Consider the following 15,516-nt stretch of genomic DNA (forward strand, 5'->3'; position numbering starts at 1 on the left):
GTTTACCCAGGGTTCACTTCTTTTAGACGGAAGCTGGATAAAAGAGATTGGATTTTTAGGGCGGCACTTCGGATTAAAAGAGAAATAATCCCTTCGGCGGTTTGAGAGGGATACAATACCCCTATGGCTGCATCGGAACCGGCCTGACGAATGTAAAGGTGGAGCATGCTCCCCGTAATTTTTATCTCTTCAAGACGGCCTGCTGCTGCCGCTTCGCATAACCGCTGGGCATGCCCGAGTGTTGAACTGACAACCGAACCGATGATGTTTGAATAACTCTCAGAAGAGCATCGGCTTACCGTTGCACCCTGGGTTGTAGAGATGGCGATACCCACAATTTCAGGGAATGCAGCAATCACGGAGTTTATCACCTCGGAAAGTTCCTGTTCAAGGTAGCGAATGAGATACTCAAAGGATTGGATTTTTTTGTGCTCTTCGATCATCACCTGGGCCAAGGCTTCATAGGCTTGGGTCCAGAGTTGCTCTAGTTGCTTTGTCCATTCCGAGCCGATCATCTTGCGCAGCGTCCAGATAAGAGTGTGACCGACTACAGGGTAATGCTCGGCTTTAACCCCGTATTTGACATGCCGCCTTGCCAATTCCCTCGCTGCGTCCAAGGCCGCATCGATATCTTGAAGATTCAAAACGATCCAGTTAAGGACGTCCATCAATTTTCTTCCCTGCTTTTCAATATCGATCTTAAAGAGAGGCCGCACCTTGGGTTCCACATCAAAAAGTCTTCTATAAAAGAGTAGACCCGCTTCATCCATTTTATCGATAACTCGCAGCCAACTTTTCTGAATCATCTTGATTTCTTCGCGAGTCATATAAAGAGGATCTCTACGTTTAAAATCGGTTTATAATTTTTGCAGATAAGATATATAAGATCGCTTAATTTTCTTCAAGGCAGTTCTTAATATTTATTTTTCTATTTTATAATATTATTTGTGAGGATTTTTAAGTCGTTGGTTTAAAGAAGGCCTTAGAAAAAATAGCTTAAGGTAGCCTGGATCCAAAAGGGCATTCCAGGAACGATGTTCGCGTAGTCAAATATTCTTGCCGACTGTATACCTACACCGAAAGGGAGCCAATATTTTTCGCCGGTGAGATTATAGAAATAGAGAGCAAGTTGGCAGTGAGGAAGGCTATAAGTGATGCGGCCGCGGATCACGAACTCGGGAGGAATAGAAGTAGAATAGTTATACCCGAGAAATTGTGAGCTGAACCAGCTCAATCCTAGGGTAAATCCCAAACCCTGGGAAGGGCTATAGTTGATCATGCCATCGATCACCTCCTTGGGCCAGCCGATAAAGGGATAGAGGCCCGGGGGGAAAAAACCGTTGTTGTCGAGAGGCAAAGAAAAGATTTGGGCGTAATCGGTCGAGTAAGTTTGGGTCTCGAACGGCCCGTGGCTAACGGCTGACCAGTTTTCTGTCCCGTATTGATAGGCATAGCCGATCCTAAGGAGCAAGGTTTTAAAAGGAGAATAGGACATGTTAAGTTCAAAACCGTTGACCGTCGTTTTCGTGGGCTTTAGGCCAACGTTGTCAAGCCAGAGAATCTGAGAAAAGCCGTCCCCCTCAATAAAAAGCTTGTTTTTAATAAGGTTGCATTTAAACCCCGCTTCGTACAGTTCGTCTTCCTGGTGGAAGGACTGGGAATTAAACAAAGGGGAGTATCCCCCAAGAACTGCCGCATCCGTGGTATATTCCAGAACATAGGTTAAATAGATACTTAGCCACTCTAAAGGCTTGTAGCTTGGACTGATGGAAAAAAGAGGATCGGATTGCGTGGTTTTGAATGCTTTGAAAAGCATCGGCGGAGTTCCGGGAGGAGTTTCTGCTTGAACAAAGTAGTTGGTGTCTCTTAGTCCTAGGCCCAGGGCTAAATGATCGTTAAAGGAAAACGTCTGCTGGATAAATGGAGCGATCGAGTAAAAAAAACTATCGGTTGAGCCGGCAGAACCGTTTAATGGATTGAAGAAAAAGCCAGGGGGAGCTCCGGGAATCGGCCAAAGCCCGCCGTATTTGGCATGAGGATTGGCTAAGTTTTGCCGGAAAAAAGAAGAAAAGTTCATGTTCCAACTCGTGGGTTGGCTGAAGACCATATCCCAACTGTTCGCTCCCAAAAAAGAACTGGCTACGTAATCCAAGTTTCTCTGGATTCGCCATTCGATTCCACCGTCCAGGAGACCCTTGAGGGAAAAAGGAAAAGTATTCCGATCGAAGTGGAAATGGAGAAGACATTCCGTCCGGTGGTCGATTTCATAATCGCCGGCACTGTTAAGGCTGTAATAAACGGGAGGTTGTAAAAGACTTTCCCTGTTGTACCATACCAGGGTATTGTCCAGGATAGCGAGATTTTCGCTGGGTTGGAATTTTTGTACATATTGCAGTAACCCAAGGATCGCCCGGCCTTCCCCTTCAGGGTTTTGAAGGAGGATTCTTCGGCTGATCGGTTCAAGGGGGCCGGCATAGAGAGAGAAAGCCGGATTGTTAACTGTCCCTACATTGATTGAAGAAGAAGGAACCGATCCGCCCAGATAAAGGTTGTTTGTGATCAAGGCTTCGGTTGGTCTATTCATCCACATGAAAAGGGGGGTATAATCGTAAGTTCCCAGGTCGGCGATGAGATCTGCTTGGTAAGTATCCGAGGGATGAAAGCCAAGAGTAAAATAGATGTTTTGTTGATCGTTATGCACGTATTGGTAGTAGTTTCCGTTTTCCATCCCTTGGTAGCTGACCCTGTAGGCTAGATCAGGACGTATGGGCCCTCCCATGTCGACCATCCACATGTATTTTTCGTACATTCCAGTTGTAAACTGGGCTGAAGAGCGAAAAGAATCGAAATAAGGCTGCTTGGTTAGGTAATTGCACACCCCGGAACTGGTTTGCGTAGCTCCAAAGACCGCTTGGGCCGGACCCTCTATGAAATCAAAAGAATCGATCATGTTCCAGTTCATGGGAATGCCTTGGAAAGCTCCATTCTGGATGTTCATCTCGATGCCGTTTATATAGGGGGTGGCGGGATATCCCCTTGAAAAGGGAGCTATGCCTAGCCCGTAGTTGACCGAAGAATAAGCTGAAGGGACAAGGAAAGACATACTGAGAGGGTCCAAAAAAGGTTGTAGCCCCATACCCGTAGCTTGAATCAGAGGCTTGTCGATGATAAAAACGGTTCTTGGAGTATCTAAAACGTCCATGGGTCCGAACTCTTTGGTTGGAGAAAGCAAAAAAGAGGAGTTTTCTTCTATTTCGGTAGGGAGCTTTCCTTTGACCTTCAGGGAAGAGGGGGGAAGGGAATTTTCAAAACCCTCTTGAGCCTCTTGGGCCGTGGCAAAAGAAAGCTTGTCAACAAAAAGCAAAAGGGTTAAACCGAGTTGGGTCCAGTAGAGAAAGCTTTTAGTCCCTTTCATTTTTCAGAGCCTTCTTTTCGTGCAAGGGGAGAAAAGGGAATCAAACTTGCGGATGCTGTCGCCCTGGTCGGATTTTCAACACGAAGGCTTTTGTTTAATCTCTCCGAAAAAACGAGGGCGAAAGCCAGGCAGCTTCCCACGAAAAGAAAAAAGGAAAAAAAGAGGAATCCCAGGGCACAGGATCCGAAATGCTCTTTGACCTTCCCAAGCAAGATCGGCAAGAAAAATCCCCCTATACCCCCGGCAGCTCCAACAACGCCCGTAATGATACCCACGCAAGAAGACATTGAACTTCCCACCAGTTGAAAAACCGCTCCATTGGCTAATCCCAGGCATCCCATCAAACAAAAAAGAAGGATGATTTCGGCGAGGAAAGGGAAGTAAAAAGAGGGCAAGAAGGCAAGCAGGGAAGAAGTAGCGAGCAACGCCAAAAGGAGCTTTGCTCCTCCTACTTTATCGGCCAAGGCTCCACCCAGTGGTCTTAAAAGGCTTCCTGCGGCGATGATAAGAGTTTGGGTTTTACCCGCTTCGACTTTATCTATTCGGTAATCATCGACGAGAAAAAATCCCAGGTAGCTGGCAAGACCCACAAATCCACCAAAGGAAAGGCTATACAAAAAGGCTAATAACCAGGGAAGAAGCTGTCGAAGGTTAAGAGAAAGGGCATAAAGATCTAATTTTTCTCTTTGGGTTTGGGGAGCGTCTTCGGCTAGCAATAAGAAGACGAGGAAAACGATGCCTAAAAGAAGGAGAAAAAAAATAAATACCGAGTGCCACCCGTAAGCATGGGCGATCATAGGCCCAAACAGGGTACAAAGAAGGGTTCCGCTATTTCCACTGCCGGTTAAACCCAAGACAAGCCCTTGGTTTTGAGAAGAAAACCAGCGGCTGGCCATCGGGAGGGCTACGGCAAAACTGGCCCCGGAGATACCCAAAAGAAGCCCAATACCGTAAATTTCTTTGAGACTGTGGGCCGATAAGCCGCCCCACAACAAGCAAGCGGCGGTTATTCCCATGCCGATAAGAGCCGTTTTTTTCCCTCCAAAAACAGATTCGGCTAGACCAAATAAAATTCTCAAAAGGCTACCGGAAAGGATGGGTAGGGCAACCATGATCCCCTTTTGGACCGGGGTCAGTTTTAATTCTCCGGCAATAAAAGTCCCTATTGCTCCCAGGATGACCCAGACAGCAAAGCTGATATCAAAATAAAGAAAGGCACAACAAAGGGTTAAAACCGCTTTTTTACAAGGATAATAAAAGAATTTTTTCATGGGACTTCCTGGGATAAGCTACGGCTAGAGGTTGGGGACAGCTCGATGGAAATCCAACCGCCGGTTATAAAAGTTGGGTAGGTTGTTGCTTGGTATTTATCTGAAATCAAGCATTGACCCGTTTCCAGGCTAAAGACATACCCGTGAAGAGGACAGATCAAGACCTGATCATCGCAAAGAGCCTCTCCCAGGGGTCCCCCGCGATGGGGACACCGAGCATCCAGCGCCCAAATTTTACCCGACCTGGTTTTGAATAACGCAATATTGAGCTTTCCGATTTTAAAAGTTCTGCCGACACAAGCAACAAGTTCGTCGATTGGGCAAAGTAAGTAAGAGCCTGTTCTTTTATTTTCCTGAGGTTCCATGTTCGATTCCTCCGTTATTGGTTTGCAAAAGATCCGGGAATAGGGGATGAAGATTCGAATTGATGGGGATACTGTTCTTGCTGGGCGGCTTGCCAAGGATCGATGTAAGCTTCTATGGCTTGTTCTACTTCCCGGTCCAGCCGTCTTGCCTCTTCCTCTGAGAGAGAAACTACGGCTTTTCTTACATGTTCTATTCCTAACCGCTCTACAAAACTGTAGCTTCTTTCCGCGTATTTAGCGTTTTCGCGGTAATATTGAATAAATCGGCCTATTAACCGGAGAACCTCGGGTTGATCCTTGGCTACGGCCAAGAGATCGCCGGCCCTTACCTTGGAACCCGCCGCCCCGCCGACGTAGATTTCCCACCCTGTCCCTATGGCTACAACGCCTATGTCTTTGGTCGTGGCCTCCGCGCAGTTTCTCGAACAGCCGCTCACGGCAAGCTTCATTTTTGCCGGTGATTCGATGCCCTGGAATTTCTTTTCGATAGCGATGGCCAGCGTGGTGGAATCCCCAACTCCAAACCGGCAAAAATCTGTGCCCACACAACTTTTACACGTTCTAAAGGCTTTCGTGTAAGCATGCCCGCAACTCATTCCTAGCTCTTTCCAAATGGCCGGCAACTGCTCCTTTTTGATCCCGAGGAGATCGATCCGTTGACCGCCGGTAAGCTTGATCATACCTACTTGGTATTTTTCAGCTACATCGGCGATCTTCCTCAACTGCTCCGCCGTGGTGATTCCTCCATACATGCGGGGAACAACCGAATAAGTCCCATCTTTTTGGATATTGGCATGGACGCGGTCGTTAACGAACCTCGAATCGGGTTCCTCTTTATAGTCTTTGCCCCAAACCATCTTAAGAAGGCTGGCCAAGGCGGGCTTAGACTGTGCATCTTCCTTGCCTGCGGCAAGAGCGGCGAAGACGGCGGAAACCCCCCGGAGATCTCTTTTTTTAATTTCTTCGATCAGTTCCCTTTTGGTCAGGGGAATACAGGGGACATAGTAGTGGACGGTGGGATCCTCCGCAGCCGGCTCCTTTGCGGTTTTTTCCCACAACCTTTGAACGAGGGGTTTACAACTTCCGCAACCTGTCGCTGCCCGGCTTATCGCCATGACTTCTTTGAGGGTAGAACAACCTTTTTTAATCGACTCGAGGATTTCTCTTTTAGTCACCCCGTTGCAGTTGCACACTTGGAAGTCATCGGGCTTATCTTCGATTGCTTCTTCCCTAGTTTTCGTTGGGGCTTCAAAAAGAAACTCTTGAGGCTCGCAGTTTAGGGGAAGGTTTTTTTCGTAGAAGTGGAGGGCTTCTAACGATCTATGAGAGGGTCCAAGAAAAATGCCTCCGGTAAGCTTTTTGTCCTTGATGAACAGTTTCCTATAGACGGCCTGTTGGGAATGGGTATAAAGGACGACATCTTCATTTCCTGCAGGTTCTATCTGGCCAAAGGAAAGGAGATCGATGCCCGCAACCTTTAGCCGTGCAATGGGAAGTGTACCCGTATAGGAAGAACGCCAGGAAGGGTCGAGCAGTGATCTTGCGGCTATTGAGGCCTGTTGCCATGCCGCATTCACAAGTCCATAGGTTTGTCCTTCAAATTCAATGCATTCTCCTGCGGCAAAAATTCCCGGATGGGAAACCGATTCCATTTGAGAGTTAACGATGATGCCCTTGTTGACGGCGATACCCGATTTTTTAGCCAGGGAACTGTTAGGGACTATGCCCGTCGCTATGACCACGATATCGGCCGCAATTTCATTGCCGTTTTCAAATTCTATCCTGATCCTTCGACCGATCTTTTGAAGCCGGGTCGTTTTCGTGCGGAGAAGGATCCGGATACCGAGTTTTTCAAGTTCTCTTTTCAATAGGGTTGCGGCAAGAGTATCGAGCTGTTTTTCCATCAAATGGCCCATGAGATGGACAAGGACCGTCTGCATCCCCTTTTTGTATAGCCCGTAGGCCGCTTCTATGCCTAAAAGTCCTCCACCGATCACCACCGCTTGCTCCGCCCCGGGAATTTGCTTGAGGATGGACTGGCAATCCTCGATTTCCCTAAAGCTGAAAACGCCATCCAATCTGTTGTTATGAGAATCGTAAAGCCCGGAAAGGGGGGGTATAAAAGGGGTGCTGCCCGTGGCTATAAAAAGCTTGTCGTAGGGTATTTTTTCTTTATCCGTCCACACCTTTCGATTCGCCGTATCGATCAGCAAAGCTTCGCAGCCGGCTCTTACCGATATTCCTTGTTTAGAAAACCACTCTGGACTCTTGAGCTCTAAACCGGAAAAATCGATTTCGCCGGCAAGAAGAGACGAAAGCAAGATCCGGTTATAGCCGACCCTTGTTTCCTTGCCGATCAGGGTGATATCGTATTTTTGGCTACCTCCCCGTTCGACGAGTTCATCAAGAAATCGAACGGCGGCCATGCCTGCACCGATAACTACGAGTTTTTCCTTTTTCATCCTATCTTTTCCTTTCCGTTGATCGATTGGTTCTGTTGAAGATCATCAGCGGCTTGAATTCGGGCCGCGCAAAGCTTAAAGGACGGCATGTGGGACCGGGGGTCATGAGCCGAAAGGGTGAGCGCGTTGGCCGCTGCATTTTCCGAGGGGTAAAAAGGGATAAAGAGGGTGTCGATCCGCCCCTGCTCGGTCAGTTTTGCTTTGAAGTAGCCGCTTCCCCTCCTTGTTTCAACCTTGACATATTGCCCAGTCTTGATTCCCAGCCTCTGTCCCACAGCTGTAGGGATCTCCACGATGGGAGTAGGTTCTTTTTCTTTGAGTTTTTCGATCCGCCTTGTTTGAACGGCGGTTTGGTAGTGGTAAAAGGTTCTTCCCGTGGTAAGGAAAAAGGGATACTCTTCATCCGGTTCTTCCGCAAGAGGGATGAAGAAGATGGGGTGAAACCGGGCTTTCCCCTTTTCGGTGGGAAATCGTTTGGACAGGAAGAGCTCTTTTTGGCCATTGCTTTCGAGGGAAGGACAGGGCCAGAAGAGTTCTTCTCCCCGGGCAAGCCTTTGGTAAGTGATTCCGTAATAATCTGCAAAAGCTCCCGCCGTGGCCCTGCGTATTTCTTCGAAGACCGCTTGGGGATCCGAAGGAAAACCCTCTGTAAAACCAAACTGCTTGGCAAGCAACCGAATAATTTCAAGATCGGTCTTGACCTGGGGAGGGGGAGAAAGTATTTGTGGCCTTAGCAAAACGCGGCCTTCAAGGTTTGTCACCGTTGCCGTTTCTTCAACCCACAGGGCCGAAGGTAAAACCACGTCGGCGACCGCAGCCGTTTCAGAAAGAAAAGGATCGCAAACGGCCAGAAATTCCAATGAAGAAAAAAGAGCTTTTAGCTTTGAATGGTTAGGGGAGGAGATGAGGGGATTGGCTCCAAAAACGATCATCGCCTTGACAGCGTCTTGTTTGCCGAGATTTCCGAGGGCTTCGGTTACGGTTATCCCCGGCCGAGGAAGTTCTTTTTCATCTCTTTGCCATAGAGCTGCGATGAATTTCCTGTCATTGGGATCGGCATTGTTTCGACAACCGGGAAGTTGGTTGGACTTGAGTCCCATTTCTCTTGCACCCTGCCCATTGCCTTGCCCCGTCAGGGTGCCGAACCCACAGTTTGGTTTTCCGACAAGGCCTAAAGCTAGAGAAAGGTTTATGAACGAAAGGACGTTATCTACCCCGTGGGCTTGCTGTTCACAACCTCGACCGGTTAAAATAATGGCGTGGGGATGGGTTTCGAAAAGGTCGGCGGTTTTGTGCAGTCTATCTTGGGATATTCCCGTAAGGGCTTCGACCCGAGAGGGCCAAAAGGAAGAAATACTGTTCAATACTTCTTCGAATCCGGTGGTGTAATTTTCAATAAAAGACCAATCGATTTTATTCTTACGGAAGAGCAGCCAGAGCAATCCGGCTGCCAAGATGTAATCGCTTCCTGGCTTGACTTGGAGATGCTCATCGGCATATTGGGCCGTAGGGGTAGTTCTGGGATCGACAACGATAATTTTTTTCCTCTTTTTTTTCAGTTCGTCAAGATGGGTTTTTAGGGGAGGCATCGTTTCAAGGGGATTGGCTCCCACAAGCAAAAGCAGGTCGGTTTTCGCTATAGAGTCGATAGGGAAGGGCAGGCCTCGATCTATGCCCAAAGCCATTTCTAAGGCTTTAGAAGCCGAAGACATGCAGTATCTTCCGTTGTAATCGATTGAAGAAGTCCCTAGAACAACGCGGGAAAATTTTCCCAGAAGATAGGCTTTTTCGTTGGACAAACTGCCGCTGCCGTAAACGAATAGGGAATCGTTTCCCCACCGGGAACGGATTTTAGACAATGATTTAGCGGTAAATCCCAAGGCTTCTTCCCAAGAAGATTTTCTCAAAGCTTTATCTTTCCGGGGCCGGATAAGAGGAGTTTTGAGCCGTTCCGGATGGTTGATCAGTCTGCCGGCATTCAAGCCCTTGATGCATATTTGCCCCTTGTTGGTCGGAAAATCTCTAGGCTCTATTTCAACCCCTTCTTTTGAGTGCATAAGGCTGATCGCACATTGCAACCCGCAAAAGGGGCAATGGGTTTTATTATATGCTGATAAAGCATATAATGTATTTATATTATAATAATAATGCATATATCACTTTATTTTGATAAAGCAGGAATTGTGCTAGTCGCTAAATCAGATTCAAATAGATTGAAAATCTAAAGCATAAGAGCTATGCTTAATATGCATAGATAAATATTATCCATTGTTTTGATATTATATAAGTTTAAATATTCTTGAACTTAAAAATCCTAATCGATATATCGGTAAATCATCGGTGGACATTTCAAGAAATTGAAAAAAATCAAAACTGGAGGAAATAAATGATCGATCAGAAAGAAAAAGAACTGATTAAGGAAAGTTGGAAAAGGATTGAACCCAATAAAAACGAAATCGGCTTATTATTTTATGCCAACCTGTTCAAAGAAGAACCTACAGTTTCTGTCCTCTTTCAAAATCCCATCAGTAGCCAATCCCGAAAACTAATGCAGGTTCTTGGAATTCTTGTCCAGGGCATTGACAATCTGGAGGGGCTGATCCCTACATTACAAGACTTAGGACGGCGCCATAAGCAATACGGTGTTGTCGATTCCCATTATCCGCTTGTGGGCGACTGCCTACTTAAATCCATTCAAGAGTACTTGGGCCAAGGTTTTACCGAAGAAGCTAAGGCGGCTTGGACTAAGGTCTATGGGATTGCCGCCCAGGTGATGACGGCGGAATAAAGGCCGGCATGCTTATCCTGGCTTTTTATAAAATCAAGGAGACCGTGGCCAACCGCTTTTCGTTCTTCGAGCTCAGGAGTTTTTCTGCTTGGAGATAGACGGTCTTGTCAAGAAAGCTTGACTGTCTTGGAGAGGCTTTGGGAAGCAAGTGGGCTTCTTCCATTTCATGAATGATCCATTCTTCTTTTTCTTGGCTGGCCTTATTGGCCTTTTCCGGGTTAAAAACATGAAAAGCTCGGCCGGGAATGAACGTGTTTTTTCCCAATCGAAAAGGGCCCACAAGGCTGTGACGAATGACATCCAGGGGCTGACGGATCCAGTTGCCGTAATGGAGCATTTCCGAAAGCTCGGCCCTATGCTCCGGGTTATCCGCCCACTGGCAAGCTTCGATAAGACAGCCGACAAGACGAACATGTTCTTCTTTTTTCTTTTCCGAGTGTTTTGCGCCAGCTAAAAGCACTTTTTCTGGATGGCCCGGAGCAAGATCGAGGCTTGTGGCTACACAACTGCCCGTTTCTTCAAAAAGGGCTAAAGAATTCCAAGGCTCCCCGACACAGTAACCATCGATTAACCCTTGCTTCAAATGGAGGGGCATCTGGGGAGGAGGCAAGGCAACGATCCGAACTTCTTTATGAGGATTTAATCCTATGCTTTTGAGCCACCTGAGTAGAAGAAAATAGTGGCTTGAAAAAAAAGAAGCAACTCCGAAAAGCAAGGGAAAAGATTTCTTGGCTTTCAGTTTCTTAAGGATTTCTTCAGGTTCATCGTCTTTACTGGCACCCCATTTTTTGGATAGCGTAATCGCATTGCCATTCAGGTTGAGAATCATCGCACAAGCACATTTACAGGGTATGGAACGCAGTCCGAAGTTGAGGACAAGGGGAAGTCCGCAGACGGCTTGGGCAAAATCAACTTCCCCGTAAACAATCTTGTCCCGTATTGTTGCCCATCCTGGTTCATGGCTCAAATAGACGTCAAAGCCCCACTTTTGAAACATTTCCCGTTCATAGGCGACGACGAACGGAGCACAGTCGATAAGAGGAAGATACCCAATGGATAATTTCGTTCTCGTTCTCAATTTTTCTCTTCCTTATGCTTAAGCTCCAAGTTCTGGAATATCTTTTCCTTTATACAAGCAGCTTTGATGCCATCATTTTTTCAGATTTAGATTGCATAATATGTATTAGATGAATAATAAGTATAAATAAAACGTATGGCTTATCCGCTAGACAGTCGGGCTCTTTATATTTTTGTGACCGCTGCCCAATCCGAGAGTTTTTCCAAGGCGGCGAAGTCCTTGCACATGAGCCAGCCGGCTATAAGTCGGACGATCCAGTCGCTGGAGGAAGAACTGGGTTGCAGGCTTTTTGACAGGGAAGGAAAGAATCCTTTGTTAACGCCTATAGGCAGGGAATTTTTGGCGGATGCAAAGGAGATACTCGCGGGAATGGAAAAAGCGAGGATTGACATTGAAAACCTGAAGCGAGAAGGACCAAAAAAAATAGTCTTTGCCACAAGTTCCTTAAGTTGCCAATATTTTATACCGCAGCTCTACAGGGAATTCCAGGAAAGTTTCCCCGATTGCCTTTTTGCCATTGAGCCGGCAGACTCTCCACTTGCCCTTGAACTCGTTGAAGAAAAAAAGGTCGACTTTGCCATTACCCTAAAACCCCTCTCTTACAAAGAAGGACTTGTCATGGTCGAACTTTTTCAAGACGATCTCCTTTTCTTGGTCAGTTCTCTCCATCCCTGGACGAGAAAAAAAGAGATACCTAAAAAAGAGATCGAGCAGGCCCACTATTTTATAAAAAGCAAGAATAACACCACCTTTCACATTCTACAAAAGTCCCTTGCTCAAGCTTCCCTGTATCCCAAGAGTTTCATAGAGCTGGCCGAAACGGCGGCGATTAAAGAAATGTCCAAGATGGGGCTGGGTATCGGTGTCTTGGCCAGTTGGGTTGTCAAGGATGAGCTTAAGAAGGGAAAATTGGTCAGCCTGCCTTTAGTTCCCGAGCGAATCACCAGGAAATGGGTTTTTGCCTACAAGATGGGCAGAAAACTTAGCCTTTTAGAAAGTACTTTTTTAGAGCTCTGCAAGACGATTCTTCCCAAAAAGATGGGTTAGAGGCTTCTTTTTTTTTGAATGACCTGTCAAAAAGGTATTCTTTGTGTAAGAAACTCCAAAACAATAAAGGCAATGCCATGAATGATCCACAAAACAAAGAACGGGCTTTTGATTTTCTTCCTCTTAATGAAAGGGAATGCAAACCAAGAAAAGTAGGGATTACCGAAATACGCGGCCCCTATTACACCGCCATGGGCATTCGTTACCTTGAAGATCTTCTTGGAACCATGGGAGCCTATGTTGACATCCTGAAGTTTGCAGGGGGCTCTTTTGCCTTGATGCCTAAAAAGGTCCTTAGGGAGATGATTAACCTTTGCCATGGCAGTAACGTCGAGGTTTCAACGGGCGGTTTTATAGAAAGGGTGCTGGCGTGGGGAGCGGCGATAGTTGACAGGTATATTGAAGAATGTAAGGCGGTGGGATTTGACATAGTCGAGGTATCGGCCGGTTTTATTACGCTACCTTTCGATGATATCTTGCGGCTTGTTGAAAAAGTCCAAAGGGCGGGCTTAAAGGCAAAACCAGAAATTGGCATTCAATTTGGAGCTGGAGGAGCGACGAAAGCCGAGGAGTTGGCAGCAGAAGGAACAAGAAGTCCGCAGTGGGCAATCAAGCAGGCTAAAAGGCTTTTGGAAGCCGGCGCTTATCTTATCATGATCGAATCCGAGGGCATAACAGAAAACGTCAGTCCATGGAGAAGAGAGGTGGTTGCAGAATTTATCGATAAGCTTGGACTAGAAAACCTGATGTTTGAAGCGGCCGATCCGGAAGTCTTTTCCTGGTATATCAAGGATTATGGTCCAGAGGTTAATCTTTTTGTTGATCATAGCCAGATCGTGCAATTGGAATGCCTAAGATCCGGGCTTTGGGGAACGAAAAGCAGCTGGGGCAGGGTATTAACCTATAAAAAGTCTTAGCGCCTTTTTGGAGCTTTGCAAAGGAAGAAACATTTTCAGCTGAAAACTTACTTTGGAAAAAAGATGGAGCATTTATTGCTCTCCAAGGCCTTCTCACCCAAGGGGATCTCTTCTTCCGTTATCGGGACAAAGGACATGGTATTTTTTTCCCTTTGCCCTATTTTGAACCTTAAGGAATACGGGGGGGTTCTATTGTAACTAGGGTAATAATAAAGCTTTTTTCTGAAGTCCGGGTAAGGGCGGCGACTTTTGCGGGAGTTTTAAAGGGAATAGTAAAACTCTTTGGGGCTTTTTTGATGAGATGGCTGAGCGATTTTTTGGGACTGACGACTAAAACAATGGTTTTGATAGTTTGAAAACTTTTCGGCGATTGCTCTTTAGGATTGTTTCCCAACTCCGTTAAACTCGAATGGGTAGGGAACGCTTCGATAACTTCTGGAGCAATAATCGACTTAAAGGAAAGTTCTCCATAGGTCCAGAGATTTTCACGAAGTTCTCCCTGGACGTCGGCAAGCTTGGAGATTTCTTCAATGGGGACCAAATGGGCCTTTTCTTTGCTAAAACCCAGTTTCTGGTATTCTTTGAGCGTTCCCTGGGATTCAGAGGCGATTGAAGAAAACAGAGAGAGAAAAAAAAGACCAGAGAAAACAACGAGGATTTTTTTCATGGCTTAATCAGAGGGCATAACCGCAGGAGGTGAAACGAGTTCAAGTTCCATAAGGTGGTAGCCAGCATCCGTTTTCATGTTAACGAGGACTTTTGCAGGAGAGGAAGGAGAGACATAAAGGAGGTCATTTTTTTTGATCGGAGGAAACCGGGTATGGTTGACGAAAATGACGTGATCGAGGTGTTGACTGGAAAAGAAAGCGGGAGCGGCAATAAGAGGCCAAAATAGGATGCCGGCACCCAGGGCCATTGCCGAAGAACCGGCAATCCTCTTGGTCCGGTCCCCGGCTATTAAACAGATAATAAGCCCATCTTTGGGACTGTCTTGGGCTTCGAACTTGCCATAAACCCAAAGGTTGGGAGGACAAATCCCTCTTTTCTGAATCGCTGACGATCGTAATTTTTGGACCTTGATAAGTTCTTTTATATTGTCGGCGGCATATTCTCTGTCATCCCTCTGCCGGGGACCGCCTTTTGATTGAGGAGAGCCTGCAGCCAATAGCTTGGGGCAAAACAGGGAAAAATAAAGCAACAAGAGAGCCGATATTAAAGTATGGGAAAGCTTACGCACTGCCAAGTAAAAACGAGGACCCATGGAGAGATGAAATGAATGACCAATGATAGAAAAAGAAAGGTTTTTATCAAGAAGAAAATGATAGCACCGTTAAAAGAAAGAAAAGAAGAAGAGTTTAGCTGGGAATATAACTTGCTTGGTAATATTTGTCAGGAGTTGACGGAGGAGGTGAAGCATTTTCAAGTTCAAAAGTAATGGCTTCGGTAAGGGTGCGGCTCACATGCGGGGGAAATTTCCAGTGGGAGTCAATCCAATTTTTGGCGGTCACGTCCAAAAGGAGATGACCGGAAGAACGGACTACACGGGATGCAACGATTTTTCCCTGGCGAATCTCAAGCAGGATGACAACCGTCCCTTCCATGTGACGGAGCCGGGCTTCATAGGGGTAAGGGGGAGGGGAAAGAAAACTTGTTGACAAGGCATATTCTTTATACTCCTTGCGGGCCAAACAAGGGGCATTTCCCTTACGGGAATAGCTCATTGCTTGATTTTTCCGGATAGCTTGAGCGCCCTTCTGGCTCAAGGATATTGGCTTGGTCGAGGGCAAAGGAGGAGTAGGAAGAGCAATCTTGGTTTCTTCGTTCTTAAAAGAAGGTTGGGTCAAGGAAGGCGATTGTTGGGTATTGACTAAATCAACAAAGCAAGAGGAATCTGTTTGGGCATAATAAAAACCTACATTTTTCCCTGGTTTGTCCTTGTTGGAAAGGGAAACTAAGGCGAGCATGCCATGAATGCTTGCAGCAAGAATAAGGCACAAGCTGAAAACAAGCTTGTCCTTGGATAATGAACCAACAATTTTATAAAGCAGTTTGTCCATTTTTGAAAGTAGGAAAGCAGAAAGTATGCCATATTGTAATCATTTGATAGCTAAAGAGTTGTAAAACTCCATCCCTGGTTCTTTTGTTCCGGGTGCAGGAAGGATGTAAATAAAGA

The 15,516-nt window shown here is 46.4% G+C and carries 13 protein-coding genes; 3 read left to right on the top strand and 10 right to left on the bottom strand.

Annotated features, from left to right (window positions below; genetic code table 11):
• Window positions 1-2 precede the first annotated feature (2 nt).
• The 6 genes from MINF_RS04855 to MINF_RS04880 form a co-directional block, all read right to left on the bottom strand.
• Window positions 3-827 (bottom strand): globin domain-containing protein, encoded by an 825-nt coding sequence (locus tag MINF_RS04855; RefSeq protein ID WP_012463426.1) that lies wholly within the window; start codon window positions 825-827, stop codon window positions 3-5.
• Between the two features lie 155 nt (window positions 828-982).
• A complete protein-coding gene (locus MINF_RS04860) occupies window positions 983-3,415 on the bottom strand; it encodes a TonB-dependent receptor (RefSeq protein ID WP_012463427.1) in 2,433 nt (810 codons plus the stop codon).
• Window positions 3,412-4,686 (bottom strand): MFS transporter, encoded by a 1,275-nt coding sequence (locus tag MINF_RS04865; RefSeq protein WP_012463428.1) that lies wholly within the window; start codon window positions 4,684-4,686, stop codon window positions 3,412-3,414. Before MINF_RS04865 ends, MINF_RS04860 begins: the two co-directional genes overlap by 4 nt.
• Window positions 4,683-5,051: a Rieske (2Fe-2S) protein gene (locus MINF_RS04870; protein ID WP_012463429.1), complete on the bottom strand. Its 369-nt coding sequence runs from the start codon at window positions 5,049-5,051 to the stop codon at window positions 4,683-4,685. Before MINF_RS04870 ends, MINF_RS04865 begins: the two co-directional genes overlap by 4 nt.
• Window positions 5,052-5,065: 14 nt before the next feature.
• Complete coding sequence (gene nirB / locus MINF_RS04875; RefSeq protein ID WP_012463430.1) at window positions 5,066-7,513, bottom strand: nitrite reductase large subunit NirB; 2,448 nt, start codon at window positions 7,511-7,513, stop codon at window positions 5,066-5,068.
• On the bottom strand, window positions 7,510-9,666 hold the full coding sequence (locus tag MINF_RS04880; protein WP_012463431.1) for a molybdopterin oxidoreductase family protein: 2,157 nt from the start codon (window positions 9,664-9,666) through the stop codon (window positions 7,510-7,512). Before MINF_RS04880 ends, nirB begins: the two co-directional genes overlap by 4 nt.
• Window positions 9,667-9,899: 233 nt before the next feature.
• Between MINF_RS04880 and MINF_RS04885 the strand changes: the two genes are divergently transcribed.
• Window positions 9,900-10,301, top strand: coding sequence for a globin family protein (locus MINF_RS04885; RefSeq protein ID WP_012463432.1), 402 nt, complete (start codon window positions 9,900-9,902; stop codon window positions 10,299-10,301).
• A gap of 25 nt (window positions 10,302-10,326) precedes the next feature.
• On the opposite strand, the gene MINF_RS04890 is transcribed toward MINF_RS04885, so the two are convergent.
• Window positions 10,327-11,379 carry a CmpA/NrtA family ABC transporter substrate-binding protein gene (locus tag MINF_RS04890; protein ID WP_012463433.1) on the bottom strand — a complete coding sequence of 351 codons (1,053 nt, stop codon included), beginning with the start codon at window positions 11,377-11,379 and terminating at the stop codon, window positions 10,327-10,329.
• 135 nt (window positions 11,380-11,514) lie between these two features.
• Between MINF_RS04890 and MINF_RS04895 the strand changes: the two genes are divergently transcribed.
• Window positions 11,515-12,426 carry a LysR family transcriptional regulator gene (locus tag MINF_RS04895; protein ID WP_012463435.1) on the top strand — a complete coding sequence of 304 codons (912 nt, stop codon included), beginning with the start codon at window positions 11,515-11,517 and terminating at the stop codon, window positions 12,424-12,426.
• Between the two features lie 77 nt (window positions 12,427-12,503).
• The gene (locus MINF_RS04900) at window positions 12,504-13,343 is read left to right on the top strand and encodes a phosphosulfolactate synthase (protein WP_048810470.1); all 840 of its coding nucleotides are present in this window, start codon (window positions 12,504-12,506) and stop codon (window positions 13,341-13,343) included.
• A gap of 169 nt (window positions 13,344-13,512) precedes the next feature.
• On the opposite strand, the gene MINF_RS04910 is transcribed toward MINF_RS04900, so the two are convergent.
• The 3 genes from MINF_RS04910 to MINF_RS04920 all read right to left on the bottom strand — a co-directional run bounded on the left by MINF_RS04910 (window position 13,513) and on the right by MINF_RS04920 (window position 15,400).
• Entirely contained in the window at window positions 13,513-14,010 is a 498-nt protein-coding gene (locus tag MINF_RS04910) for a hypothetical protein (protein ID WP_012463438.1), read from the bottom strand.
• 3 nt (window positions 14,011-14,013) lie between these two features.
• On the bottom strand, window positions 14,014-14,604 hold the full coding sequence (locus MINF_RS04915) for a hypothetical protein (protein ID WP_012463439.1): 591 nt from the start codon (window positions 14,602-14,604) through the stop codon (window positions 14,014-14,016).
• A gap of 94 nt (window positions 14,605-14,698) precedes the next feature.
• Complete coding sequence (locus MINF_RS04920; protein ID WP_012463440.1) at window positions 14,699-15,400, bottom strand: energy transducer TonB; 702 nt, start codon at window positions 15,398-15,400, stop codon at window positions 14,699-14,701.
• Window positions 15,401-15,516 lie beyond the last annotated feature (116 nt).

Source organism: Methylacidiphilum infernorum V4, from assembly GCF_000019665.1.
Lineage (GTDB): Bacteria > Verrucomicrobiota > Verrucomicrobiia > Methylacidiphilales > Methylacidiphilaceae > Methylacidiphilum > Methylacidiphilum infernorum.